Below are 26,631 nucleotides of genomic sequence, written 5' to 3'. Positions count from 1 at the left end.
TATTGTTTAGTAGGGTTTTTCTATTAAAATCGATTTCACTACTTTTGCCCAGCTAATTATTAAAAATATAAACTAAATAATATGGAATCAATGATGATTTACATGCCAATAGCTTTGGCACTTTTAGGATTAATTTACATGCTTGTAAAGAAATCTTGGGTAATGAAACAAGATGCTGGAGATGGAAAGATGAAAGAAATTTCAGATCATATCTACGAAGGAGCCCTAGCATTTTTAAATGCAGAATATAAATTATTAACAGTTTTTGTTGTAATTGTTGCAGCATTATTAGCTGTTGTGTCTTTTATTGTACCAACAACGCATTGGCTAATTGTAATAGCTTTTGTTTTTGGAGCTATATTTTCTGCTTTTGCTGGAAACATCGGGATGAAAATTGCCACAAAAACGAATGTTAGAACTACGCAAGCTGCACGTACCAGCTTACCAAAAGCATTAAATATATCTTTTGGAGGTGGAACTGTAATGGGACTTGGTGTTGCAGGTTTAGCCGTTTTAGGTTTAACAGTTTTCTTTATTATTTTTTTCCATGTATTTATGGATGGGGCTTGGACTAATACAATGGATATGACAATTGTATTAGAAACTTTAGCTGGCTTTTCTTTAGGAGCAGAATCTATTGCATTATTTGCAAGAGTAGGTGGAGGAATCTACACAAAAGCAGCTGATGTTGGAGCTGATTTAGTTGGAAAAGTAGAGGCTGGAATTCCAGAAGATGATCCTCGTAATCCTGCTACTATTGCAGATAACGTGGGAGATAATGTTGGTGATGTTGCAGGTATGGGAGCTGATTTATTTGGATCTTATGTTGCAACAGTATTAGCAGCAATGGTTCTTGGTAACTATGTAATTAAAGATATGGGTGGTAACATTGGTGAAGCCTTTGGAGGTATTGGACCAATCTTATTACCAATGGCAATTGCAGGTGCAGGAATCATTATCTCTATAATAGGTACGATGCTAGTTAAAATTAAATCTAACGATGCAAAAGAAGCTCAAGTAATGGGTGCTTTAAACATTGGTAACTGGACATCTATTGCTTTAGTTGCATTATCTTGTTTCGGATTATGTATGTATATGCTTCCTGAAACTATGAAGATGAATTTCTTTGGAGAAGGTTTGCAAGAGATTTCTTCAATGCGTGTATTTTATGCCACTTTAGTTGGTTTATTTGTTGGAGCAGTTATTTCTTCAGTTACTGAATACTACACGGGATTAGGTAAAAAGCCAATATTAAATATTGTACAACAATCATCTACTGGAGCTGGAACTAACATTATTGCTGGTTTAGCAACAGGTATGATTTCTACATTCCCTTCAGTATTATTATTTGCTGGAGCTATTTGGGCATCTTATGCATTTGCTGGATTTTATGGTGTAGCATTAGCAGCTTCTGCAATGATGGCTACAACTGCAATGCAGTTAGCTATTGATGCTTTTGGACCAATTTCTGATAATGCAGGTGGTATTGCCGAAATGAGCGAACAAGAACCAATCGTAAGAGAACGTACAGATATTTTAGATTCAGTTGGTAATACAACTGCTGCAACTGGTAAAGGATTTGCTATTGCTTCTGCAGCATTAACATCCTTAGCATTATTTGCTGCTTATGTAACGTTTACTGGTATAGATGGTATTAACATTTTTAAAGCACCAGTATTAGCCATGTTATTTGTTGGTGGTATGGTACCAGTAGTATTTTCTGCTTTAGCAATGAATGCTGTAGGTAAAGCTGCGATGGAAATGGTAGAAGAAGTACGTCGTCAGTTTAGAGATATTCCAGGAATTATGGAAGGAACTGGTAAGCCAGAATATGATAAATGTGTGGCGATTTCTACACAAGCATCTTTGAAAGAAATGATGTTACCAGGTTTATTAACTATTGGATTCCCATTAGTAATTGCCTTTGTGCCCATGTTATTTGGAATGAGTCATGTTGCTATTGCGGAAATGTTAGGTGGTTATATGGCTGGTGTTACAGTTTCTGGTGTGTTATGGGCAATTTTCCAAAACAATGCAGGAGGTGCATGGGATAATGCTAAAAAGTCTTTTGAAGCTGGTGTTGAAATTAATGGTGAAATGACATATAAAGGATCAGACGCTCATAAGGCGGCTGTAACTGGTGACACTGTTGGAGATCCGTTCAAAGATACATCTGGTCCATCAATGAATATATTAATTAAATTAACTTGCTTAATTGGTTTAGTAATTGCACCTATTTTAGGAGGGCATGCTATTGAGGAAGGGGTCGCCTTAAATGATGAGGTTGTTAAAGAAGAAGTTGTAAAAAAAGTGTTTGTAGATATGCAAATTGTGGGTGATGACATTGTGAAAGCTATAGTGCAAACAACTACTTTTGAAAATGACAAACCTATTATTGATGAGCGCATTATAACTGGTACTCGTAATGAAGTACAGGAAAAGATTGAAGAATTAAAAGCTTCTTCAACTCAATTTAAAGAAAAAATAACGGACATGACCATTGAGGAAGAAGTTATTAAAGAATAGATATTGCGATAATATTTGAATTGAAAAACCACGCTAATTAGCGTGGTTTTTTATTTATTACACATTAATTTTGAGAAAATGATTAAAAAAGATCCATTTCAAATAATTACTTTTCAGAGTTATGGCACGCAAAACCATTTTTATCTGCGCGGTAGAGCACTCGAAGACGAATCAATAAACCTTGAAGCAAAGGGGTGGTTTAATTTGTTTATCAATTCTTTTAAGCGTTTTGAAAGTGACGAAGTTAAGCATGTGGCTATCAACTTAAGGCTGCCAAATGATAAGGTGATTTCTACGACTACTGATGAGCATGGTTATTTTAGAGTAGAAGAAAATTTAACCAATTTACAGTTATTGTGTAATAGCGAAGGTTGGCTTCCAATAGTGGCTTCTTACAAAGATGTCAACATACAACGAGTTATTCAGAATGAAAATCGTTTTCCTGCTGAAATGTTAATTCCTTCTGAAACATCAGAATTTGGAGTAATCAGTGATATTGATGATACCATTTTACACACAGGTGTGGTTTCTAAACTAAAATGGCGTGTTCTTTACAACACTATTTTTAAAGGAGCATTTAGGCGAGAGCCTCTTAAAGGAGCTGCTGAATTTTATCATTTACTTCACAGAGGGAAATCAGGCAAAAATGCCAATCCAATTTTTTATGTAAGTCATAGCCCCTGGAACATGTACAGATATTTGGAGTACTTTTTAAAGAAGCATAATTTTCCAAAAGGGCCTATTTTATTGAGAAGTATGTCGACCGTTTTCAAAAGAAATACGACTGATGAAAAACCACAAAAGCAATTGGAAATAATGCATATCCTTAAAACCTATCCGGATTTAAATTTCATCCTAATTGGCGATAGTGGCGAACATGATGCTGATATTTATATGGAGATTGCCCAATCATATCCAAACCGAGTAAAAGCTATTTATTTGAGAAGCGTTAAGCATGAAGAAAAAATGCTTCGTATTAGAGGGCTGTTTGAATCTTACAAAACAACTCCTGTATTGTTGGTAGATTCTAGCGAACAAGCTGTTGCGCATGCAAGAGAACACGGTTTTATAAGATAATGATTAAAATAAGCCGTGTATTTCAGCTTCAATCTTGTTAATAATTGTCCCTAAATCTTCTGGGTTAGAGACAAAGTCCATGTTGTCCACATCAATAATCAATAATTTTCCTTTATCGTAACCGTGAATCCAAGCTTCATAGCGCTCATTTAATCTGCTTAAATAATCAATGCTAATAGAGTTTTCATAATCGCGTCCGCGTTTATGAATTTGATTTACCAAATTTGGAATAGAGCTTCTTAAATATATCAGTAAATCAGGTCCTTGCACAAAGGATTCCATTAAATCAAAAAGTGAGCGGTAATTTTCAAAATCACGATTAGTCATTAAACCCATCGCATGAAGGTTTGGTGCAAAAATATGAGCATCCTCATAAATGGTTCTATCCTGAATAATATCTTTGCCACTTTCACGTATTTGAGCAACCTGACGAAAACGGCTATTTAAAAAATACACCTGTAAATTAAAACTCCAGCGTTCCATTTGATTGTAAAAATCATCTAAATAGGGATTGTCAACTACATCTTCTAATTGAGGTTCCCATTTATAATGTTTAGCTAATAATTTTGTGAGCGTAGTTTTTCCTGCGCCTATATTTCCGGCTACTGCAACGTGCATATATCAATTAATTTTTTAGTTGGAATTCATGTAGAATTTTGGAATCGTAAATATACAAGGTTTCGGTGGTTACTAAAAACTGTTTTATTAACAATTCCGGTAAATTTAGTGGTAGGATTTTTTGTGTTTTGTCATCTAAATAAAGCAGCTCATTTTCTCTTTGTAAAAGAATATTATCATTTGTTTCAGCTAATTTCTGGTAGCCTTCATTTTTTATTTTATAAAGCAGACTGCTAAAGTAATTGTACTTATAGACAAAGTTTTCAGTTAGTAACCAACAGTAGTTATAATTACTTTTTAAATCCAATACTTCAGAAGTGACAGGGAGTGTCGTGGCGCGCACTTGTTTAAGCTTGTAATCGTAAAGTTCTAATTGTTGAATATCTCTATTGAAAATCCAAATGGTATTATCATTACCAATAGAGACATGACTAACATTTCTGTAAGTTTGTGTTGTGTTAAAATCAATTTTAAATACTTCAGCCAATCTATTGTCTAAAATGATAACGGTGTTAAAGTCCTGATAGAATAAAACAATTTTTAAAGGATTGTAAGTATTCACCGTTGTGATGTTACCCAATTGTACATTGCTATAATTAATGGTGGCTTCTGGAGTTTTCTTGTAAAGAATATTATTTGTTACATAATACTCGGTGCCAAAATTGTCAATACCAATAATTTTTGAAACATCTAGTTTTCGTTGCTGTTTTATAACTGGAATAATACTGTCTTGCGAATAGACCGTAAAAGAAAAAAAAACAAGAATATAGTTAAGCCATTTCATTAGACTTGAAAAGTACAAAAATCAATCCAAAAATCAGCAGATTAATTTGTATCCAAAACCACGAACGTTTAGAATTTGAATGGATTCATCTTGGTGAAGTTTTTTTCGAAGTTTGGATATAAACACATCCATACTTCTCGCACTAAAAAAATCATCATTTCCCCAAAGTTTGTTTAAGATTAATGAGCGGTCCAAGACTTGATTTTTGTTTTTTATTAAATGAAAAAGCAAATGCGCTTCTCTATGGGTTAGTTGCATTGGTTCTTCAGAATTAAATTGAAGAAGCTGCTTGGGAAAATTGAATGTAAATTGCCCCAATGATATGATTTCAGTAGTGTTTTGAATTTCTTTTCTTTTTAGAAGATTATTTATTCGCACAATTAATTCCTCCATACTAAAAGGTTTTTTTAGATAATCATTACCACCAATTGTAAAACCTTCAACAACATCTTGAGTTTGTGATTTTGCAGTTAAAAAAATAATAGGAATAGTGTCATCAATGGCTCTGATTTCTTTAGCAAGTGTGAAACCATCTTTTCTCGGCATCATGACATCTAAAACCAATAATTCTGGTTGATGTTCCTGATATACCTGAAAAGCTCTCTCGCCATTTTCAGATAGTAAAACATGAAAATGCCGTGTTTCTAGACTTTCCTTGATTATCAGTCCCAGAGCAGGTTCATCTTCGGCCAATAAAATAGTTGTTTTTTTATGCATTAGGCAAAGTCATTTTAAATAGTGTTTTATTCAATTCAATAGCAACAGTTATAACGCCATTATGCTTTTCAATTATTTTCTTGGTATAATATAATCCAATTCCAAAACCTTTAATGTCATGCGTATTCCCTTTAGGAACACGATAAAATTTATCAAATATTTGATCTTTTAAATGTTTGTCTAATCCATTACCATCGTCAGAAATGATAATTGAAAAAGAGATTGCTGTTTGAATGAGTTCTACAGAAATATTTCTTCCGCCATACTTTACGGCATTATCAATAACGTTGCTTATTGCATTTTCAAAATGAAAAACATCCACTTTAGCATGAATAGTCTGTTCCGGTTTTATTAAGGTGATGGTCTTGTCATCTGATTGCATTTGATATTTAGTAACAAGATTTTCTAAAAGCTCTGTTATATTACAACTTTCTTTATTCAAGTCTAGGTTCTCACTATCTAATGTAGCTGTTTCCAACAGCTTCTCTACCATAATAGTCAGTTTATCTAATTGATTGGATGACATATCGAGATAGCTTTTGGTCTTTGCTTGGTCTTTAAGTGTGTTAAAGTTTTTAATGCTTTCAATGGCCACACTTATGGTTGCTATAGGTGTTTTAAATTCATGAGTGATATTGCTAATAAGGTCATTTTTTACTTCAGCTAATTGTTTTTGATGCTTGATTATTTTTAATAAATAAAACAAACACCCTATCACTGCCAAAATTAATAACAGCGATATAAAAATCCCCAGCATAATTCGTTTTAAAATAAGGATAGTCGTATTTGCAAAATGTATTTCTAACTCGCTGGACTTTGGTAGATAAGCTGATTTTGAAGCTGTTCTTAAATTTGGGTTTTTTAGGGATTTGAATTTTTTTGATTCAAGATTATTGAATGGAGATTTAAACAATAATCCGTAATCAATATTAAGATTTTTTCTTAAAAGTTCTAATTGTACTAGTGAATCTAATCGGTCAATTTTTAAGCTATCATTTGTCATTGAATAAATGACTTTGGAAGTCAATAGTTTAAAAGAGTCCGTGGTCAAGGAATCTATTGATAAATGGTCATTGACTCCCATTTCAAGTTTAATAGGTTGCCATTTTTTTAAAGTTTTCTTTTGAATGGATTTAGAATCATTTAAAATTGAAACATCGTCAAATATTTCGATTTTTATAGAATCGTTTTTTGATGAAAAATCAAATTTTTCAATGATACTGTCTATTTTTTGATTGTGATCATGAATACTTGTTGAATCGTCTAAACTAAAAGCAAAAGCAAGGGTGTTGTGTTCTGCCATTTTCGCATAGTAATTGTCAACAGCGTTGTCAAGACTCACTTGGACATCGTTAATAAGCTGCTGTTTACTATTCAAGTAGTTTTTATAATTCCAATACACTTGAATAGCAATAGTACATAAAATCACCACTACTATTGTATTGAGAATCCATTTATAGCGAACGTCATTCATGTTTCAAATGTATATGTTAAAATTTATTATAACTAATCGGTTAACACACGTTAACACTGGTTAACTTAAAAAAGGATTTGCGTGAAGCATATTTGTAAAGTAAAAATCATTAAACATCAAATTATGAAACGAATAGTTATTTTACTTGCTTTTACATTTGTGACAACTATTATCATGGCACAAGAATTTCAAGGCAAAGCTATCTACAAAACATCTAGAAAGATAGATATTCAGTTAGATAGTACACAAGTTAATTCAGAACAACATCAACTAATGATGGATATGTTGAAAAAGCAATTTCAAAAAACTTATATATTAAGTTTTAATAGAGAAGCTTCAACGTATAAAGAAGATGAAGAATTAGAGGCACCACAACCAGCGGGTGTTGAATTAATGGTCATTAATACTGGAGGTGCAGATTTGCTCTATAAAAATTTAAAAGAAAATCGTTACACCAATCAAAATGAGTCATTTAGTAAGTTATTCTTAATTAAAGACAAACTTGAGGAGCATGACTGGGAGCTGACTAATGAAAAGAAATTTATTGGAGAATATGAATGTTTAAAAGCAACCAAAATACGTGAAGTTGAAGTTGTTCAAAGCGGAATTAGTATTAATGGTGATAGAGATCTGGATGCTGAAGTTGGTGAAGAACCAGAAATGAAAAAAGTGACTGTAACAGCCTGGTATACACCTCAAATTCCTATAAGCAATGGGCCTGCAAATTATCATGGCTTACCTGGTTTGATTTTAGAAGTTAATGATGGAACCACGACCATGATATGTAGTAAAATTATTTTTAATCCAGAGAAGCAACTAGATATTGAGGAGCCTAAAAAAGGTAAAGAGATTAATCAAGAAGAATATGATGCTATTATGGACAAAAAAGTAAAGGAAATGCATGAGCGCATGAAGTCGAATTGGAATGAGGATAGGCGAGGTGAAAATGTAGAAATCAGAATAGGCGGTTAATTTTTTGTGATAATTTTAACAGTTATGCATTAAACATTTTATGGGTTTATAAGTCTTATGGTAATTATTAGGTATCTTTAAGTAATAATTAAGACTACTATCAATGAGACTATTTCCAAAAAAAATGATTGCCATTTACCTTTTAATGGTAATTCCATTTATTTCAATTGCACAACAAGACTTTCAAGGTAAAGCCTATTATCAAACCAAAACAACTATGGATTTGGATAATTGGGGAAGAGGTCAAATGAGTGAACAACAAAAAAAGCAAATCATGGAACGTATGAAGAGCTTTTTGGAAAAGCAATACATTCTGACCTTCACACAATCAGAATCTATTTATAAAGAAGATGAAAAACTAGAGGCTCCAGGCGCTGGTGGCGGCCGCGGATTTGGAATGATGAGTAGTTTTACAGGTGGCGCGCAGTATAAAAATGTAAAAGAGCAGGAACTTTTACAAGAACAGGATTTTTTTGGAAAGCAATTTTTAATAAAAGATTCTTTACCAGATTTACAATGGGAAATGGGCACTGAAACCAAACAGATTGGTCAATACACCTGTTTTAAAGCAACTGCTGTAAAAAAAGTGGACGAGTTTGATTGGAGTAGTATGAGAAGAAGGAACAGAGATAAGGATGATGCGGAAAAGAAAAAGGATTCTACGGAATCGGCTGATGCAGAAAATAAAAACCCTATGGATGAGATTGAAGTTCCTAAAGAAATTATTGTTACAGCTTGGTACACACCACAAATACCAGTAAACAATGGTCCAGGAGAATATTCAGGGTTGCCTGGATTAATTTTGGAAATTAATGCTGATAGAACAACCATGCTGTGTACAAAAATTGTACTGAACCCAGAAGAAAAGGATGAGATAAAAAAGCCATCAAAAGGTAAAGAAGTCACAAGAAAAGAATACAACGAAATTGTAAAAAATAAAATGGAAGAAATGCGGGAAATGTATGGAGGTCGAAGAGGTGGAGGTCGCGGCAGATAATATTTGCAAATAGCAATTTATTCATAAAAAAGGTTATTTGTCTAACAAAAAACCTATATTTGTTAGACAACACAAATTAATACTTATTATGAAAACCAACCTTTTTTTTCCAATCCCAAAGCAAATATGTCTCATTTTGCTAATAATGACAACTGTAAAGGTTGCTGCACAAGAATTTCAAGGACAAGCTGAATACTTTGCTAAATCAGGATTAGAGCTTGGCACTTGGGGAGCAACAATGAGTGAAGCACAAAAAAAACAAATCCAAGATCGTTTAAAAAATAGATTAGAAAAAACGTACATTTTAAAGTTTAATGTTGAAGAATCTCTGTTTGTTGAAGAAGAGAAACTTGATGCCATTTCTGGAGCTACAGATTCTTGGGGCAAGAATTTTGCACCTGGTGATAAATATAAAAATGTAAAAAATAACACGCTTCTACAAGAACAGGAATTTTACGGAAAAAAGTTTCTTGTAAGTGATAAGTTATTAAAATTTGAATGGAATATGACTAGTGAGTCAAAAAAAATTGGAGAGTATATGTGTATGAAAGCTGTAGCCTTGGTGCCATCAGATTCTTTAACATGGTTTGATTTTTCTTGGGGGAAATTGCGCAGTAATGAAGAATCTAAAGATACTACAGAAATTAAAATGACTCAAGTTGAAGCTTGGTACACGCCTCAAATACCTGTTAGTCATGGTCCTTCTGAATATTGGGGACTACCTGGATTGATTTTAGAGGTAAGTGCCGATAATACTACTATGTTATGTTCCAAAATTGTACTCAATCCAAAAGACAAAACAAAGATTACTCCGCCAGAAAAAGGAAAACAAGTAACAAAATCAGAATATCAAGAAATCATAAAAACCAAAATGGCCGAAATGCGAAATATGTATAGCGGTCGAAGGGGTCGTTAGCCCATAATAATGTATAAAATCAATCAAAACAACTAAATGAAAAATACCTTAACCCTTGCAGCACTAATTGTAACCTGTTTAACTTTTTCCCAAGTTAAAATTGAAGGTGTTGTAAAAGACAGTATTGGTAATCCTCTGGAATTAGCCAATGTTATTGCCATCAATCAAACAACCAATAAATTAGATTCTTATGGTATAACCAATGATCAAGGGCGTTATAAATTGTCTCTTGAAAAGAACACTAATTATAACATACAGGTAAGTTATATTGGCATGAAAACGACTGATGAAGCCATTTCTACTAAAGAAGCAGACATCACAAAAGATTTTACGTTAGCCAATGACAACAGTTTAGATGAGGTAGAATTGATTTATGAAATGCCTGTAACCATTAAGGGAGATACTTTAGTCTATAATGCAGATTCATTTAATACAGGTACAGAAAGAAAATTGGAAGATGTTCTTAAAAACCTACCAGGAGTAGAGATTAATGATGATGGTCAAATAGAAGTAGAAGGGAAGGTTGTCTCAAAGGTTATGGTTGAAGGAAAAGATTTCTTTGATGGCGATTCCAAATTGGCAACCAAAAATATTCCTGCAAATGCTGTAGATAAGGTTCAGGTACTTAAGAACTATGCTGAAGTAGGCCAATTAAGTGGTGTGCAAAATAATCAGGATAATATAGCTTTAAACATAAAGTTGAAAGAAGGAAAAGAGAGTTTCTGGTTTGGAACAGTAACAGCTGGAGGAGGATTTTCAGATGATAATGGCTTGTATTTAGCACAACCAAAATTGTTTTATTACAGTCCTAAATACAGTGTGAATGTTATTGGAGATATTAATAATATTGGGGAATTAGCTTTTTCGCGAAGAGATTATTTTAATTTTTCAGGTGGATTTAGACAACCCAGCCAAAGTAGTGGAACCAATATTAACCTAGGTGATAATGGTTTAGGTTTCTTGGCTTTACAAAATAATAATGCTAAACAAATTAATGCACGTTTTGGTGCAGCGAATTTTAGCTATTCACCAACTGACAAACTGGATATTGGTGGGTTTGGTATTTATACAGGGAATAAAATTTTACTTCAAGAAAATAATGATAGAGTTTATACAGATGCCAATAGAGGTATTCCAGATGAACGTACCGAAAGCCAAACAACACAACGTAGTGATTTAGGCATGCTAAAATTGAATGCCACTTACAAGCCAAATGCCAATAATCAATTAGATTATGAGATTCTAGGGCGTATGTCTCAAGAGACTCAAGAGCAAAATGTATTTTCTACGGTTGTTGGCGATATCAGTGAGTACGAAGAAACCAATCCGTTTAGCATCAATCAAAGTTTAAACTATTACTATACACTAAATGAGACTAATATCTTTGCTTTTGAAGCCACGCATGTTATAAAAGACGAAGATCCGTTTTACAATGCTATTCTAGCGAATGACCCATTTAACAATGGTGATGATCCTAATGATCCGTATGACGATACAGCAGAAGAGTTGGGTATGGACAGAGGGCAGTTTGCTTATGATTTATCACAGAATAAGCGTGTAAAATCCAATCAGTTGGATGCTAAATTAGATTATTGGAATGTACTGAATGCCAAAAGTAATATCAACTTTACTTTAGGAACCATTTACAGTAACCAAAAGTTCAATTCAGAAATTTTTCAGACATTAGATGATGGTTCTATTTTTAATAATAATCCAGCAGACTATAATCCGCTTAATGATACCAATTATACATTTACCGATTTATACTTAGGTGTTCATTACCGATTGAAAGCAGGTATTTTTACGTTTACACCTGGTCTATCTGCTCATGCTTATTCTATGAAAAATGACCAATTTGGCTTCAATTATACTGATAATTTCTTTAGGGTTTTACCGGATTTTAACGCGAGAATTCAGCTTAAAAAGAGTGAGCAAATAGTTTTTGATTACCGTATGCAAACCCAGTTTACAGATGTCAACCAATTGGCTGAAGGATTGGTATTAAATAGCTATGATTCGTTTTTTACTGGTAATCAGGAATTAGAAAGTTCATTGGCGCACAATTTAAGTTTAAACTATTTCAGTTTTAATATGTTTAATTACACCAATGTGTTTGCCAGGGTAAATTATACCAAAAACATTGATAATATCCGTACCGTATCGCGTTTCCAAGAAGGTAGTGTAATTAGAGTGTCCGATCCGTTTAATTCTAATTTTTCTGACGAAACATTTACAGCCTTTGGCCGCTTTCAGCGTAGTTTTGGTAAGTTCAGGGCTTCCGTGAATGCAAACTTTAACTACAGTAAGTTTAATCAATTTATTGCCACTAGTCAAAATCCAAATGAGTTAATAAGATCGGTGAATGAGAACTATAATCAAACGTATCGTGCAGAACTACGTACCAATTTTAAAGAAGCCCCAAATTTTGAAGTGGGTTACCGCTATGGCATTCAGGATATAGACCAAGGATCTAGCCGAACTAAAGCTTATACCAGTGCACCAACTATTGAGTTTGATGCACTCATTTGGAAATCATTTACACTGCGCTCAGAATATGCCTATACCAACGTAAGTCGTGAAGTTGGTGGATCTAACAGTTTTGATTTTTGGGATGCTTCGTTAGCTTACCGAAAAGATGCCGATGCTAAATGGGAATTTGAACTAAAGGCAACCAACTTGTTAAACACCCAATCACAAACGCAGGTAAATGCTGGTGGTTTGAGCGTCAGTACCAATGAATATTTTATACAACCACGGTTTTTAACCTTTAGGGTGATATATAATTTATAAGACTAAAAAGCCTCATATTTACGAGGCTTTTTTATTAGTAATCTCTGATAGCATGAATCTCTCCACTTACGGTATGATTTATTCCGGCGCCATCAATATAGTAACCTGAAAACGTTCCATCAGTAAATTCTCCAATGTTATAGGCAACGTTAGTTATGTTAATTTCAAAATAGTATTCAGTTGATCCTCCCATGCTGTCTCCATTGTTATCAAAATGAATAAAAAAAGTAGAACCATCATTAGTAGTATGCACGCCTTCAAGACTATCTAGTGTTGAGCCAATTGTCAATTCTGCTCCATTTCCTAAATTCAATAAATGATAAATATTATGACCTTCAAGTCCAGATCTAATATACCTGTCATGTCTAATCTCTGGATGATTATCAACTTGATAAATTATATATTCTTCAGGTTGAAAACAGGAATAAGTATCTGGGATAACAGTTTCTGGAGTTGTGTAATTGTAGCTGTTTAATTCAGTCGATTCTAATTCATCATTACTATAACCTAATATGTTAAAATTTGAATAGTAAGTACATCTTGTAATGTTGTATTCAAATGTTCCATTTGTGACCTCCCTTAAAAAATAAACATCATTATTATTACCATGTTTCAATAAAACATAGCCATCGGTTACTGGATTTCCATTACAGGAATAAAAATTACCACTAACAGTTTCTTTAATTATTTCAGAATCTGAAGGGACAACAATTGTAATTTCAGAATCTAAATTGAAAGACCCAATGCTCTCGTTATGTGTATAATAATTATCGCAGTAATTGAAACTGTGAATATTGACGGTCAATGTTTCGTTTATTGGAATCATTTGGCAAGCTTGTCCTTCCATATTTGTAAGCTCATTCTTGAGGTCGTAATTGTTGGATGATACACTCACTGTGTAATTCTCAAGAGGTTCACCATCTTGGTCAATAACATTTATACATAGACTTGCGGTTTCTAAAGGGACACTGCAACTCCAAATGGCTGATTTATTAAGTGTAGTAATATATTTGCCATCAACCAATGAGGCCTGACCTTCTTCTTTCCAATAACCAGCAGTTTCATCAAAATACCATAATGGAATCAATGATGGAGCATCTTCTAGATTATTTTGATTAACAGTAATTTCAAATTCGGCATCAAAACCTTCAGCTATATTTAAACGTTCACCATTTTCTCCTTGTAACTCAATTCTAAAAACTTCAAAAAGCTTGAGTAATCGTTCTTCGTTATCTTGGTTTGAAGCATAATGTGTACCAAAATTTAAGTTTTCAAAATCATAATTCATTCTTGTCATATAAACTTTTACATTACCCGTGTATTCTGAACCATTTTCATTAATATACTCTCCAAGTAATGTGATTTTAGTACCATGGTTAGTGTTTTCAAAAGTTTCTTGAACGCCGCTAGTGGTAACACCGATTAGTAATATTGATTGACATCTGATGTCAACATTATTAATGCCAATAGTAGGAATTACTGTTCTTGAACTATGAAAAAAACCTTCTTTTTCAGCAGTGATATATGCAAACCGTTCATATACATTGGCATTTTCAATAATATAAATTCCGTTTTCATCAGTAAATGTAAACTGGTCTCCAATTTTAACAAGAACGTCTTTTAAAGGCTGGTTTAATGAATATGATACTCTACCCATAAAAGTTCTGGTTATTTGATTCCCATAATTTTCTATAAATGGGTCACGATTATTGTTTTGATTGGAATTTAATTCTGAAGGACTGTCATCTCGTTGACAAGAATAAATTACAATAAATAAAAGGGAAAGAGATATAGTTTTAAGAAATTTCATAAAGCTGATTGGTTATAGCGTTTTATTAATAGATGCAGAAACTGTAAAAAGGTTGCGTGAATTCTGACATAAATTTCAAAAAAAAGCCTCGTAAATTCGTTACGAGGCTTTTAGTTCAGTTGTTAAAACGTTTATAAATCAAAGGCTTGTTTGACTTTATCGACATAGTCCAGCTTTTCCCAAGTGAATAATTCCACATCTAACGTGACATCCTCGCCATTAGGTTGAGAAAATGTTTTAGATACGGTTTCGGGTTTGCGTCCCATATGGCCATAAGCAGCTGTTTCGCTATACATAGGCTGGCGTAGTTTTAAGCGGTCTTCAATAGCAGATGGTCTCATATCAAATATTTCAGATACCTTTTGTGCAATTTCGCCATCAGTCATATTAAAAGGGCAGGTACCATATGTGTCAATAAAAATTCCCATAGGCTCTACCACACCAATAGCATAACTAACTTGCACCAATACTTCATCACAAACACCAGCTGCAACCAAGTTTTTAGCAATGTGTCTCGTGGCGTAAGCGGCACTTCTATCTACCTTACTTGGGTCTTTTCCAGAAAAAGCACCACCTCCATGAGCACCTTTGCCACCATAAGTATCTACAATAATTTTACGACCAGTTAAGCCTGTGTCACCATGAGGTCCTCCAATTACAAATTTTCCTGTTGGGTTAATATGATATTTAATATCGCTGTTGAATAAAACTTGTAAATGCTCTGGTAGTTTTGCAACTACGCGAGGAATTAAAATTTCTACAATATCTTTTCTGATTTTTGCAAGCATGGCTTCATCATTATCAAAGTCATCATGTTGCGTTGAAACGACAATAGCATCAATACGTTGCGGGATATTATCATCACTATATTCAATAGTAACCTGACTTTTTGAGTCCGGACGTAAATAGGTGATATCTTTATTTTCGCGTCGTAGTTCGGCCAATTCAATTAATATTCTATGAGCCAAATCTAAAGCCAACGGCATGTAGTTGTCCGTTTCACGTGTGGCATAACCAAACATCATGCCTTGGTCGCCTGCACCTTGTTCCTCTTTACTGGCTCTATCTACACCACGATTAATGTCTTCCGATTGCTCATGAATAGCAGAAAACACGCCACAAGAATTACCATCAAACATATACTCGCTTCTGGTATAACCAATTTTATTAATCGTATCTCTAGCAATTTTTTGAACGTCTAAATAGGTGTCAGACTTGACTTCTCCAGCCAATACCACTTGACCAGTTGTTACAAGTGTTTCGCAGGCTACTTTTGAATCTTTATCAAATGCTAAAAAATGATCAATTAAGGCATCACTTATTTGGTCTGCTACCTTGTCTGGGTGTCCTTCAGAAACACTTTCTGAAGTAAATAAATATGGCATAAATCCTAAATTTTTAATTTGGTTGAAATTAAGGAAAAAATATGAAATTGCAGACTGCTAGAGTAGTAATTGAAACTGCTTTAGCATTTTTTATTGAGGTTGCAATCAGACAAATTTTTCCTCTGTAATATTTGTTTGGCAAATGTAAAAAAATAAAATAGAACACAAATTGTTTTCAAATTTTTTAGTAATTAATTTGGATTTTATCTTTTTGTGTTGCAATATTTGTTTTCAAGAAGTTCAAAATTTTACTGATTTGTTATCACGAAAGGCAGAGGGAATAGACCCGTTGAAGCCTTAGCAACCCTTTATTTTTAAAGAAGGTGCTAAATTCTACCCAAGTAATTTGGGAAAGATGACTCGAGAATGATTTACTCTCTCTTTTCATGATGGCATTTTAAATACTATAAAATGTCTGATATTTTCAAAACATTACAAAATAGAATACTAGTTCTTGATGGCGCCATGGGAACTATGTTACAACGCTATAATTTTTCAGAAGAGGATTATCGTGGTGAGCGTTTCAAAAATTACCCGTCACCATTAAAAGGTAACAACGATTTACTCTCAATCACGCAACCGCATGCTATAGCCGAAGTACACCGTAAGTATTTTGAGGCTGGAGCTGATATAGTTGAGACCAACACCTTTTCAGGGACAACTATTGGAATGGCTGATTATAATATGGAGGATTTGGTGTATGAGCTTAATTTTGAATCGGCAAAAATAGCCAAACAAGTAGCTAATGAATTCACAAAAGCCAATCCTGAAAAACCGCGTTTTGTAGCTGGAAGTATTGGGCCAACAAACCGTACAGCAAGTTTGTCGCCAGATGTTAACAGACCCGAATATCGCGCTGTAACGTTTGAAGAACTTCGAATAGCTTACAAACAACAAACCGAAGCCTTGTTGGATGGAGGCGCTGATATTCTATTGGTTGAAACTATTTTCGACACCTTAAATGCCAAAGCAGCTTTATTCGCCATAGATGAGGTGCAAGAAGAGCGAAATATTCAAGCGCCAATTATGGTATCAGGAACCATTACAGATGCATCAGGACGAACACTATCTGGGCAAACGGTTGAAGCATTTTTGACCTCAATTTCCCACATACCATTATTAAGCGTTGGTTTCAATTGTGCTTTAGGAGCTGATTTATTGCAACCCTATTTACAGCGCTTGTCACATGAAACAGAATTTTTCACATCAGCACATCCTAATGCTGGATTGCCCAATGCATTTGGTGAATATGACCAAAGTCCAAAGCAAATGCAACAACTTATCGAAAATTATTTAAAAGATGGTTTGGTAAACATTATTGGTGGTTGCTGCGGCACTACACCAGAACACATCAAAGCCATTGCAGAAGTGGCAGCTAAATATAAACCAAGAAAGACTGTCATTCCTGCGTAGGCAGGAATCTAAATCTATAATATGTGTATGGATAAAAAAACTAGATACTTAAAACTATCAGGGCTTGAGCCTTTAATTGTTACGCCAGAAAGTAATTTTATTAATGTTGGTGAACGTACCAATGTTACGGGTTCGCGTAAGTTCTTACGGTTGATAAAAGAAGAGAAATTTGAAGAAGCATTAGATGTTGCACGCGATCAAGTAGAAGGTGGTGCGCAAATTATTGATGTGAACATGGACGAAGGCATGCTTGATGGAAAACAAGCCATGGTTACTTTCTTAAACCTTATTGCATCAGAACCTGATATTGCACGATTACCAATTATGATAGATAGCTCTAAATGGGAAATCATTGAAGCTGGTTTGCAAGTTGTACAAGGGAAATCGGTAGTGAACTCTATTAGCCTTAAAGAAGGCGAAGCCGAATTTATTCGTCAGGCAAAATTGGTAAAACGTTATGGAGCAGCAGTCATTGTGATGGCGTTTGATGAAGATGGGCAAGCCGATACATATGAGCGAAGAATTGAAATTTGTGAACGTTCTTATAAAATATTGGTAGATGTTGTTGGTTTCCCGCCAGAAGACATCATTTTTGATCCCAATATTTTCCCAGTGGCAACAGGAATGGATGAGCATCGTTTAAATGCGCTCGATTTTTTCAACGCGACCAAATGGATTCGTGAAAATTTACCTTATGCCAATGTTTCGGGTGGTGTCAGTAATGTCTCTTTTTCGTTTCGTGGAAACAATGTTGTTCGTGAGGCCATAAACTCGGCATTTTTATATCATGCTATTCAGCATGGTATGACTATAGGGATTGTAAACCCAACCATGTTAGAGGTCTATGATGAAATTCCGAAGGATTTATTAGAACATGTTGAAGACGTGCTTTTCGATAGACGTGATGATGCTACCGAACGACTTTTGGACTTTGCTGAAACCGTTAAAGGTGATAAAAAAGAAGATGCAGCCAAAGTTTTAGAATGGCGAAATGAATCGCTTCAAGAACGTATTACTCACAGTTTGGTAAAAGGCATCGATACGTTTATTATTGAAGATGTAGAGCAGGCCAGACAGGAAAGCGAAAAACCTATTGAGGTTATAGAAGGTCATTTAATGATTGGGATGAATGTGGTTGGCGATTTGTTTGGAAGCGGAAAAATGTTCTTACCTCAAGTTGTGAAATCAGCACGTGTGATGAAAAAAGCAGTAGCTTATTTACAGCCTTTTATTGAGGCTGAAAAAGACGGAAAACAAGAATTTGCTGGTCGCGTGTTATTGGCAACAGTAAAAGGTGATGTTCACGATATTGGTAAAAATATAGTAAGCGTTGTTTTGGGTTGTAATAACTATGAAATTATCGATTTAGGTGTGATGGTTCCGCCTGAAAAAATCATTGAAACAGCTATCAAGGAAAATGTAGATATCATTGGTTTGAGTGGACTAATAACACCTTCGCTTGATGAAATGGTTTACGTGTCTAAAGAAATGGAAAAGAAAAACATCGCAGTACCATTACTTATAGGTGGTGCAACAACATCTAGAGCGCATTCGGCGGTGAAAATCGCTCCTAATTATTCAAATACTGTTGTGCATGTAAATGATGCTTCAAGAGCGGTAACCATCGTTGGTAATTTATTGCAGAGGGATAATAAAGTTTATAAAGCGCAAATTAGAAATGAATATGATAAGTTTCGTGAGCAGTTTTTAAAACGCGGTAAACAAAAAGACTATTGTACTATTGAAGATGCCCGCAAACGCAAGTTTAAAATTGATTGGGACACAGTAGAAATTGTAAAGCCAAACCATTTAGGAATTCAGGTTATTGATACATTTGATATCAAAAAACTAGAACCATATATCGACTGGAGTCCATTTTTTAGAAGTTGGGATTTGCACGGAAAATATCCTGATATTTTAACCGAAGACATAGTAGGAGAACAAGCATCGGAATTATTTAAAGATGCCAAAGCATTGCTTCAACGCATTTTTGATGAAAAACTACTTTCAGCTAAAGCCGTTTTTGGGCTATTTCCAGCAAACACCATTCATGATGATGATATTGAGGTGGCAATTGAAGATTGTCATGCTGAACTTGATTCAGTATCTAACCAAACACCAACAACCAAATACAAGTTTCTAACCTTACGCCAACAATTAGACAAGCGTGAAGGTTTGCCTAACTATGCATTAGCCGATTTTATTGCTCCAAAAGACACAGGTAAACAGGATTATATAGGTTGTTTTTGCGTGAGTACAGGTTTTGGAACTTCAGAGTTGGCTGCCGAGTTTGAAAAAAACCATGATGATTATAACGCCATAATGATAAAAGCTTTAGCAGACCGATTGGCAGAAGCTTTTGCAGAGTATTTGCACAAAGAAGTCAGAACCAATTATTGGGGTTATGCTTCCGAAGAAAATTTAAGCAATGAAGAGTTGATTGCTGAGAGTTATAAAGGAATTCGTCCGGCACCTGGCTATCCAGCATGTCCTGATCATTTAGAAAAGAAGACCATTTGGAAATTATTAAATGTCAAACAGAATATTGGTGTAGAACTCACCGATAATTTAGCCATGTGGCCTGCCGCAAGTGTTAGCGGTTATTATTTTGGCAATAAAGAAGCCAGATATTTTGGTTTAGGAAAAATAACTCAAGACCAATTAAAAGATTACGCAAAACGAAGAGGAATTAGTAATGAAGAAGCGAGAAAATGGTTAAGGCCAAATTTGGTAGAATAACTGTCATTCCTGCGCAGGCAGGAATCTATTAAAAGACAATATTAAATTAACAAAAGATACCTGCTTTCGCAGGCATTAATATGAAAGTAACAGAACATATCAAACAAGCCAACGGAAACACCCAGTTTTCATTTGAAATTTTACCTCCATTAAAAGGGCAACATGTACAATCAATTTTTGATAATATAGATCCATTAATGGAATTTAAACCGCCATTTATTGATGTTACCTATCATAGAGAAGAATATGTTTACAAAGAACTTGAAAATGGTTTATTAAAAAAGCAAGTCGTAAAAAAGCGTCCTGGAACGGTTGGTATTTGTGCAGCTATTCAAAATAAATATGGTGTTGATGCCATTCCCCATATTTTATGTGGCGGCTTCACTAAAGAGGATACTGAAAATTTCTTAATTGATTTAGATTTTTTAGGCATTCAAAATGTGATGGCTTTACGAGGTGATGCTGTTAAAACGGAAACCTATTTCAAACCAGAAAAAGAGGGACACGCCTATGCCAGCGATTTGGTAAATCAAATTCAGGAATTAAACCAAGGGAACTATTTAGACGAAGATCTTTTAAATTCTTCTAAAACCGATTTTTGCGTAGGTGTTGCAGCCTATCCAGAAAAGCATGCAGAAGCGCCTAGTTTAGATAGCGATATTCATTTTTTGAAAAAGAAAATAAAAAAAGGTGCTGAATACATTGTTACCCAAATGTTTTTCGATAACGATAAATATTTCAAGTTTGTTGAAAAATGCAGAAAAGAAGGTATTACAGTGCCAATCATTCCTGGGTTAAAACCAATTGCCACTAAAAAACAACTAAACTTAATTCCGCATCGCTTTCATGTGGATTTACCTGAAACGTTGATTTTAGAGATAATAAAATGTCAAGACAATAGCCAAGTCGCTCAAGTTGGAATTGAGTGGTGTATTCAGCAATCCAAAGAACTTCAAAAAGCTGGCATACCTGTGTTACATTATTATTCCATGGGAAAAAGTGATAATATAAAAACCATTGCGCAAGAGGTGTTTTAATAAAAGAAGTTAGGCATTGCAGAAATAGGTTCAGAAAGTGTATTTTTGCAAAAAAAGTCGGGGTAATGAAAACATCTAAACTAGCTGAAGGATTAAAAGGTTCAGAAATCATAAAAATTGCAGGAGAAGTTAATGCACTTAAAGCCCAAGGTGAGACTATCTATAACCAAACCATTGGTGATTTTGATGCCAATATATTTCCGATACCTGATGAGCTTAAGCAAGAAATTGTAAACGCTTATCACGATAATCAAACAAATTATCCTGTGGCTAATGGCATGGAATCCTTACGCTTTAGTGTTTCAGATTATCTCTCCAAAAATCTTAAGTTGGATTATTCTAAAGATGAAATTTTAATATCTGGAGGAGCACGACCATTAATTTACGCTGTTTATCAAACTATTTTAGATCTTGATGATACTGTTTTATATCCTGTACCTTCTTGGAACAATGATGCCTATACATATTTGTCCAGAAACAAGGCTGTGATTATTGAGACCAAGCCAGAAAACAAATTTATGCCAACTGTTGAAGATATCAAACCACATATTCAGTTGGTTAATTTAATAGCACTTTGTTCGCCATTAAACCCAACAGGAACGACATTTGATAAAGAAGCATTAACAGAAATATCACAACTAGTTGTTGAAGAAAATAAGCGAAGAGCATCACTAAATGAGAAACCGTTATATGTACTTTATGATCAGATATACTGGCAGCTAACTTATGGTGATACCGTGCATTATAATCCTGTGGAATTAGTTCCTGAAGTTCGTGACTACACCATTTTTATTGATGGCATATCCAAAGCGTTTGCTGCAACTGGTGTTCGTGTGGGCTGGGCATTTGGACCAAGTCATGTAATAAATAAAATGAAAGCTTTGTTAAGTCATATTGGGGCTTGGTCTCCAAAAGCAGAACAGTTGGCTACGGCATCTTATTTAAAACAAGAAAAACCTGTTTCATCATATTTAACACACATTAAATCTGAACTGCATGAACGTTTAGTGACTTTTTATGAAGGATTTAATAAACTTCAGAAAAAAGGATTTTCAGTTAAGGCAATAGAACCTCAAGCCGCATTGTACTTGACAGTTCAATTTGATTTAATTGGAAAGTCAACTAAAGATGGTTTGAAGTTGAATACCATTCAAGAGGTGACAAGTTATTTATTGAATGAAGCCAAATTAGCTATTGTGCCATTCTATGCCTTTGGAACATCAACAGATTCCAATTGGTTTAGGTTGTCGGTTGGAACAGTCAGAAAAGAAGACATCAATACCATTTTTGAATTATTAGAAACAGCCTTATTGAAACTTAACAAATAACTGTTTAATAATTTATATACATTTGCGCCACAACCTATTTCATGAGGCATTATTTAGCATTTCTTTTTTGTTGTTTGATTTCATTAGCTTTTTCGCAAGAAAAGCAGTCAAACACCTACATTGACCTTAATTACTTTAAAGGCAATATTGCGCTTCATAATAATGACATTTTACATTTAATAAAAGGGCACCCAGAAGGCTTTATTTTAAGTTGGAATAAAAAAACCTTTGGTAATCAAGATTGGGAACAGCGATATGGCTATCCCGATTATGGCGTGTCGTTTGCTTATCAGAATTTAAAAAATGAGGTTCTTGGTAATAATTATTCGTTGTACGCACATTATAATTTCTATTTTTTTAAACGAAACTTGATGTTTCGTATTGGACAGGGTTTGGCATATACTACAAATCCTTATGATAAAATTGATAACCATAAAAATATTGCCTTTGGTTCTACTTTGTTAAGTAGTACCTATTTGATGTTGAATTATAAAAAGGAACGCATTTTTGATAAGTTTGGTTTGCAGGCAGGATTGAGCTTAATTCACTATAGTAATGCCAATGTTAAGGCGCCAAACACCAGTGTGAATTCCATAACTTTTAATGTTGGTGTGACCTATAATTTAGACGAAGAAGATGCTGAATACATTAAAACCATTACCAAAGAAAAGTTTACCGAACGTATCAAATATAATGTGGTATTTAGAAGTGGCGTGAACGAAAGTGATGTTGTTGGTAGTGGGCAATTTCCATTTTATATTCTTTCGGCATATGCCGATAAACGCTTGAGTCATAAAAGTGCAGTACAATTTGGTGTTGATGCTTTTTTCTCTAAATTTTTAGATGAATTGATTTATTACCAATCAGTAGCATTTCCTGAAGAAAATGTATCTGGAGATGAAGATTACAAAAGAGTAGGATTGTTTGTAGGTCATGAATTATTTATTAATAAAATGTCTGTTTTAACTCAATTGGGTTATTATGTGTATTATCCGTTTGATTTTGAAGGTAGAACGTATTTCCGTGTGGGATTAAAACGTTATTTTGGAGATAAGTGGTTTGGTGCTTTGACATTAAAGTCTCATGGCGCTAAAGCAGAAGCCGTTGAATTTGGTGTAGGTATTAGATTATAAATTTTGTCATTTCTGCGAAGGCAGGAATCTATTATGAAGAAAATTTTGTACATATTAATCATGATTAGTGTTGCGTCCTGTAGCAAAGAAAGCGCTAATGATTGTTTTCAAAATGCAGGTACCATTATTCAACAAGTAATACCCGTTACTGATTTTGAAAAAATTCTTGTTAATCGTGATGTAGAATTAATTATTAAAGAAGCTCCAGAATATCAAGTTATAATTCAAACAGGAGAGTACTTATTGAATGATGTAGAAGCAAAAGTAGTAGGTGATGAATTACAATTAATAGATAACAATACGTGTAATTATGTTCGTGATTATGGCATTACCAAAGTGTTTGTGTCTGCTCCCAATATTAGAACCATTAGAACATCTTCACAATACACCGTAAAGTCTGATGGTGTATTAAATTATGATACATTAAATTTGTTATCCGAAGATTTTAATGCAGCCGGATCGTTTACTATTGGTGATTTTAATTTAGAAGTCAATACTAACAATTTACGTGTTGTATCTAATAATATTTCTTCATTCTATATTTCCGGTGAAACCAATAATCTAACAGTTCAATTTTATTCTGGTGCTGGACGATTTGAAGGTGCTAACTTAATGGCACAAACGGTCGATGTTTACCATAGGGGAAGTAATGATATGATAGTTAATCCGCAACAATCTTTGAGTGGTGAACTGGTTGGCACTGGTGATTTGATTTCGGTTAATAGACCACCAACGGTTGAGGTTGAACAGTTGTATACTGGAGGGCTTATTTTTGACTGATTTTTTTTATATAGGTTAATGTGTCTGATTTTGAGCAAGCTCCACCGTTATAATCTAGCTTTAGTTTTAATATTTCAGAGTTATTCTTTAAAATTTTAATAGAAGAAATTCTTGCGAAATCATTTTGGTTGTAATAACTTGATTTAGTTATTTCTAAAAATTTAGAATCTAAACCTAAATTATATTTGATTTTTGACAAACTTTCTGATTTATTTGAGAAAATTAAATATTCTTTACTAATTTCTAAATTTGTTCCAATAAAACCATCTTTTTCAATACAAACTTCACCTTCTTTAAGCTCCCAATTACCAATATGAAACGTTTTATAGTGTGTATTATATTTTTCTAAAAAATAGAGCTTTATACTTTTATTGCCTGAATAAGATTCGACAGGAATAATACTGATAGAGTCTTCACTCCATTTACTTATTAAGCATAATGTAGGGACAGATGGGCCAATTTCAGCAAATCTAAACTTATTAAATAGTTTAAAATTATAGTAATCTCTGTGTCCTCCATATAATAATGTATCAGCGCTTTCTAAAAAGTTAATGTAACCAAAACAAGCTTTATAAGGCATTTTATTTTCATGGTCGTCAATATTTTGAATTTCAGAATAATGAATCCAATATTGAGAGTTATCTTTTAAATGGCCTGTCCAAAAACTATTCTTCTCAAAATTTATATCCTCTTCGGTATTGAGCTCAATTCTTTTATAAACTTTTGAATCACTAATTAATTGTAGGCTATCAAGAGTGTTTGGAAAGTAGGAGATTGATTTTGGCTTCAGTTCAATTTCAAGCGAATCTTTTAAAATGTATCTTAAGGCATTAGTCTTATTTACTTCGATGATTTCAACACTATCAACATTTAAATAATACTTCGGATATGTTCTATTAAGGTTTTGAGAAGTTTTATTAGTACGATTGCAATTGACAAAAAACAATAAAATAACAATAATTAAAATTGTGTTTTTCATGGCTATTGGTTTGTCAACTCCCTAAACATACTTTCCAAACTAGCATTTTTTTGATTCAGTTGAAGAATTTTTAACTGATTATCATGTGCAAAATCAAAAACATGAGAACGCATATCATCAGTTGTTGTAAAGGTGATTTCGTAAACAAAGTCATGCGTATTTACCACTTGCTTAACTTTTGGAAGTTTTAATAAAAAGGCATCTTCCACGCGATAATCAAATTCAACCACAACGACTTGTTCCTTATCGTCTCGTAATTCTTTAAGTGTTTTGTTGGCAACAATTTCACCTTTATTAATAATGATGACGCGGTCGCACATGGCCTCAACTTCTTGCATAATGTGGGTTGATAAAAACACGGTTTTTTCTTTACCAATAGACTTAATTAAATTCCTAATATCAACCAATTGGTTTGGATCCAATCCAGTTGTTGGTTCATCTAAAATAAGAACATCCGGATTATGCAATAGGGCATTGGCCAGCCCAACACGTTGCCTATAACCTTTAGAAAGTTGCCCAATTTTTTTATGGGCTTCAGGAGTCAATCCTGTTAATTCAATAACCTCTTCAATTCGTGTTTTGTTTACGCCATAAACTTGTGCATTAAATGCTAAATATTCTCTTACATATTGTTCTAAATACAAGGGGTTGTGCTCTGGTAGATAACCTACACTCAGTTGGACCTGTTGTTTTTGTAAAGCAATATCAAAATCATTAACCTTGGCTTCTCCTTCAGTTGGTTCAATATAAGTCGTCAATATTTTCATCATAGTTGACTTCCCAGCTCCATTAGGTCCCAAAAAGCCAACAATTTCTGGCTTATTTACCTTAAACGATATATTATTAAGCGCTTTTTGCTCGCCATAAAGCTTACTGATATTTTCTACTGATATAGACATAATTCCTATTTGCTTTTCAAAAATAGGATTTATTTTTTAGGCGAACCAATAACGAAAACGTTATCTTTTCAAAAGATTTTGAAAATGATTTTGTTTTTTCATTTTATTAATTACTTTAGCTATTCAATTATGAACGCAAATACAAATTTTACATATTATAACTGGTACTATTTCTTTTTTAGCAAAGGAAACGAGACGTTGTATGTGTAATTTTAATATAAACTATAACTATAAGTCTCGATGAAAATCGGGACTTT

At 33.8% G+C, this 26,631-nt stretch carries 20 protein-coding genes and 1 riboswitch; of the genes, 12 read left to right on the top strand and 8 right to left on the bottom strand.

Going from position 1 to position 26,631, the window contains the following annotated elements; genetic code table 11:
- Positions 1-81 precede the first annotated feature (81 nt).
- Both HGK31_RS00775 and HGK31_RS00770 read left to right on the top strand, forming a co-directional pair.
- On the top strand, positions 82-2,526 hold the full coding sequence (locus HGK31_RS00775) for a sodium-translocating pyrophosphatase (RefSeq protein WP_191858092.1): 2,445 nt from the start codon (positions 82-84) through the stop codon (positions 2,524-2,526).
- Positions 2,527-2,604: 78 nt separating this feature from the next.
- The gene (locus tag HGK31_RS00770) at positions 2,605-3,603 is read left to right on the top strand and encodes an App1 family protein (RefSeq protein ID WP_191858091.1); all 999 of its coding nucleotides are present in this window, start codon (positions 2,605-2,607) and stop codon (positions 3,601-3,603) included.
- Between the two features lie 3 nt (positions 3,604-3,606).
- Here the strand turns inward: HGK31_RS00770 and HGK31_RS00765 are convergent, their stop codons facing one another.
- Genes HGK31_RS00765 through HGK31_RS00750 form a run of 4 tightly spaced genes read right to left on the bottom strand, consistent with a single transcriptional unit; the run spans position 3,607 to position 7,196 of the window.
- Complete coding sequence (locus HGK31_RS00765; protein WP_104734700.1) at positions 3,607-4,221, bottom strand: deoxynucleoside kinase; 615 nt, start codon at positions 4,219-4,221, stop codon at positions 3,607-3,609.
- A gap of 7 nt (positions 4,222-4,228) precedes the next feature.
- Positions 4,229-5,005 (bottom strand): hypothetical protein, encoded by a 777-nt coding sequence (locus tag HGK31_RS00760; RefSeq protein ID WP_191858090.1) that lies wholly within the window; start codon positions 5,003-5,005, stop codon positions 4,229-4,231.
- Positions 5,006-5,038: 33 nt separating this feature from the next.
- Entirely contained in the window at positions 5,039-5,722 is a 684-nt protein-coding gene (locus HGK31_RS00755; RefSeq protein ID WP_191858089.1) for a response regulator transcription factor, read from the bottom strand.
- On the bottom strand, positions 5,715-7,196 hold the full coding sequence (locus HGK31_RS00750) for a sensor histidine kinase (protein ID WP_191858088.1): 1,482 nt from the start codon (positions 7,194-7,196) through the stop codon (positions 5,715-5,717). The genes HGK31_RS00755 and HGK31_RS00750 overlap by 8 nt, the downstream gene beginning before the upstream one ends.
- Before the next feature lie 123 nt (positions 7,197-7,319).
- On the opposite strand from HGK31_RS00750, the gene HGK31_RS00745 reads away from it, so the two are divergent.
- From HGK31_RS00745 to HGK31_RS00730, 4 genes are all read left to right on the top strand, one after another.
- On the top strand, positions 7,320-8,168 hold the full coding sequence (locus HGK31_RS00745) for a GLPGLI family protein (RefSeq protein ID WP_191858087.1): 849 nt from the start codon (positions 7,320-7,322) through the stop codon (positions 8,166-8,168).
- Between the two features lie 103 nt (positions 8,169-8,271).
- Positions 8,272-9,165 carry a GLPGLI family protein gene (locus HGK31_RS00740; RefSeq protein WP_233450936.1) on the top strand — a complete coding sequence of 298 codons (894 nt, stop codon included), beginning with the start codon at positions 8,272-8,274 and terminating at the stop codon, positions 9,163-9,165.
- An 88-nt stretch (positions 9,166-9,253) separates the two neighbouring features.
- Positions 9,254-10,081, top strand: coding sequence for a GLPGLI family protein (locus HGK31_RS00735; RefSeq protein ID WP_191858086.1), 828 nt, complete (start codon positions 9,254-9,256; stop codon positions 10,079-10,081).
- A gap of 36 nt (positions 10,082-10,117) precedes the next feature.
- Entirely contained in the window at positions 10,118-12,871 is a 2,754-nt protein-coding gene (locus HGK31_RS00730) for a TonB-dependent receptor (protein ID WP_191858085.1), read from the top strand.
- 34 nt (positions 12,872-12,905) lie between these two features.
- On the opposite strand, the gene HGK31_RS00725 is transcribed toward HGK31_RS00730, so the two are convergent.
- Positions 12,906-14,681 (bottom strand): hypothetical protein, encoded by a 1,776-nt coding sequence (locus HGK31_RS00725; RefSeq protein WP_191858084.1) that lies wholly within the window; start codon positions 14,679-14,681, stop codon positions 12,906-12,908.
- Between the two features lie 131 nt (positions 14,682-14,812).
- Positions 14,813-16,066: a methionine adenosyltransferase gene (gene metK / locus HGK31_RS00720; RefSeq protein ID WP_191858083.1), complete on the bottom strand. Its 1,254-nt coding sequence runs from the start codon at positions 16,064-16,066 to the stop codon at positions 14,813-14,815.
- A 256-nt stretch (positions 16,067-16,322) separates the two neighbouring features.
- Positions 16,323-16,428: riboswitch (SAM riboswitch) on the top strand.
- A 49-nt stretch (positions 16,429-16,477) separates the two neighbouring features.
- Between metK and HGK31_RS00715 the strand changes: the two genes are divergently transcribed.
- The 6 genes from HGK31_RS00715 (at position 16,478) to HGK31_RS00690 (ending at position 24,496) form a co-directional block, all read left to right on the top strand.
- Positions 16,478-17,479 (top strand): homocysteine S-methyltransferase family protein, encoded by a 1,002-nt coding sequence (locus tag HGK31_RS00715; protein ID WP_191858082.1) that lies wholly within the window; start codon positions 16,478-16,480, stop codon positions 17,477-17,479.
- Between the two features lie 27 nt (positions 17,480-17,506).
- The gene (gene metH, locus HGK31_RS00710; protein WP_191858081.1) at positions 17,507-20,218 is read left to right on the top strand and encodes a methionine synthase; all 2,712 of its coding nucleotides are present in this window, start codon (positions 17,507-17,509) and stop codon (positions 20,216-20,218) included.
- 80 nt (positions 20,219-20,298) lie between these two features.
- Positions 20,299-21,255 carry a methylenetetrahydrofolate reductase [NAD(P)H] gene (gene metF / locus HGK31_RS00705; RefSeq protein WP_104734688.1) on the top strand — a complete coding sequence of 319 codons (957 nt, stop codon included), beginning with the start codon at positions 20,299-20,301 and terminating at the stop codon, positions 21,253-21,255.
- A 65-nt stretch (positions 21,256-21,320) separates the two neighbouring features.
- Complete coding sequence (locus HGK31_RS00700) at positions 21,321-22,583, top strand: pyridoxal phosphate-dependent aminotransferase (protein WP_191858080.1); 1,263 nt, start codon at positions 21,321-21,323, stop codon at positions 22,581-22,583.
- A gap of 41 nt (positions 22,584-22,624) precedes the next feature.
- Positions 22,625-23,716, top strand: a complete 1,092-nt coding sequence (locus HGK31_RS00695; protein WP_191858079.1) for an acyloxyacyl hydrolase — start codon at positions 22,625-22,627, stop codon at positions 23,714-23,716.
- A gap of 33 nt (positions 23,717-23,749) precedes the next feature.
- Positions 23,750-24,496, top strand: coding sequence for a head GIN domain-containing protein (locus tag HGK31_RS00690; RefSeq protein ID WP_191858078.1), 747 nt, complete (start codon positions 23,750-23,752; stop codon positions 24,494-24,496).
- On the opposite strand, the gene HGK31_RS00685 is transcribed toward HGK31_RS00690, so the two are convergent.
- Both HGK31_RS00685 and gldA read right to left on the bottom strand, forming a co-directional pair.
- Positions 24,483-25,475: a hypothetical protein gene (locus tag HGK31_RS00685; protein ID WP_191858077.1), complete on the bottom strand. Its 993-nt coding sequence runs from the start codon at positions 25,473-25,475 to the stop codon at positions 24,483-24,485. The genes HGK31_RS00690 and HGK31_RS00685 overlap by 14 nt on opposite strands.
- 2 nt (positions 25,476-25,477) lie before the next feature.
- Positions 25,478-26,374: a gliding motility-associated ABC transporter ATP-binding subunit GldA gene (gene gldA / locus HGK31_RS00680; RefSeq protein WP_191858076.1), complete on the bottom strand. Its 897-nt coding sequence runs from the start codon at positions 26,372-26,374 to the stop codon at positions 25,478-25,480.
- Positions 26,375-26,631: the final 257 nt, after the last annotated feature.

The organism is Hanstruepera ponticola, assembly GCF_012931685.1.
GTDB lineage: Bacteria > Bacteroidota > Bacteroidia > Flavobacteriales > Flavobacteriaceae > Hanstruepera > Hanstruepera ponticola.
Note: the sequence above shows the minus strand (reverse complement) of the source record. Positions and strands in the feature narration are given on the sequence as shown.

What these genes read in the sequence shown, in the direction of transcription:
- HGK31_RS00690 (WP_191858078.1), top strand. Translation starts at nt 23,750, where the DNA reads ATGAAGAAAATTTTGTACATATTAATCATGATTAGTGTTGCGTCCTGT.
- HGK31_RS00685 (WP_191858077.1), bottom strand. Translation starts at nt 25,475, where the DNA reads ATGAAAAACACAATTTTAATTATTGTTATTTTATTGTTTTTTGTCAAT.
- HGK31_RS00730 (WP_191858085.1), top strand. Translation starts at nt 10,118, where the DNA reads ATGAAAAATACCTTAACCCTTGCAGCACTAATTGTAACCTGTTTAACT.
- HGK31_RS00725 (WP_191858084.1), bottom strand. Translation starts at nt 14,681, where the DNA reads ATGAAATTTCTTAAAACTATATCTCTTTCCCTTTTATTTATTGTAATT.
- HGK31_RS00715 (WP_191858082.1), top strand. Translation starts at nt 16,478, where the DNA reads ATGTCTGATATTTTCAAAACATTACAAAATAGAATACTAGTTCTTGAT.
- HGK31_RS00745 (WP_191858087.1), top strand. Translation starts at nt 7,320, where the DNA reads ATGAAACGAATAGTTATTTTACTTGCTTTTACATTTGTGACAACTATT.
- HGK31_RS00695 (WP_191858079.1), top strand. Translation starts at nt 22,625, where the DNA reads ATGAGGCATTATTTAGCATTTCTTTTTTGTTGTTTGATTTCATTAGCT.
- HGK31_RS00735 (WP_191858086.1), top strand. Translation starts at nt 9,254, where the DNA reads ATGAAAACCAACCTTTTTTTTCCAATCCCAAAGCAAATATGTCTCATT.
- metK (WP_191858083.1), bottom strand. Translation starts at nt 16,066, where the DNA reads ATGCCATATTTATTTACTTCAGAAAGTGTTTCTGAAGGACACCCAGAC.
- HGK31_RS00700 (WP_191858080.1), top strand. Translation starts at nt 21,321, where the DNA reads ATGAAAACATCTAAACTAGCTGAAGGATTAAAAGGTTCAGAAATCATA.
- HGK31_RS00770 (WP_191858091.1), top strand. Translation starts at nt 2,605, where the DNA reads ATGATTAAAAAAGATCCATTTCAAATAATTACTTTTCAGAGTTATGGC.
- HGK31_RS00760 (WP_191858090.1), bottom strand. Translation starts at nt 5,005, where the DNA reads ATGAAATGGCTTAACTATATTCTTGTTTTTTTTTCTTTTACGGTCTAT.
- gldA (WP_191858076.1), bottom strand. Translation starts at nt 26,374, where the DNA reads ATGTCTATATCAGTAGAAAATATCAGTAAGCTTTATGGCGAGCAAAAA.
- metH (WP_191858081.1), top strand. Translation starts at nt 17,507, where the DNA reads ATGGATAAAAAAACTAGATACTTAAAACTATCAGGGCTTGAGCCTTTA.
- metF (WP_104734688.1), top strand. Translation starts at nt 20,299, where the DNA reads ATGAAAGTAACAGAACATATCAAACAAGCCAACGGAAACACCCAGTTT.
- HGK31_RS00750 (WP_191858088.1), bottom strand. Translation starts at nt 7,196, where the DNA reads ATGAATGACGTTCGCTATAAATGGATTCTCAATACAATAGTAGTGGTG.
- HGK31_RS00765 (WP_104734700.1), bottom strand. Translation starts at nt 4,221, where the DNA reads ATGCACGTTGCAGTAGCCGGAAATATAGGCGCAGGAAAAACTACGCTC.
- HGK31_RS00740 (WP_233450936.1), top strand. Translation starts at nt 8,272, where the DNA reads ATGAGACTATTTCCAAAAAAAATGATTGCCATTTACCTTTTAATGGTA.
- HGK31_RS00775 (WP_191858092.1), top strand. Translation starts at nt 82, where the DNA reads ATGGAATCAATGATGATTTACATGCCAATAGCTTTGGCACTTTTAGGA.
- HGK31_RS00755 (WP_191858089.1), bottom strand. Translation starts at nt 5,722, where the DNA reads ATGCATAAAAAAACAACTATTTTATTGGCCGAAGATGAACCTGCTCTG.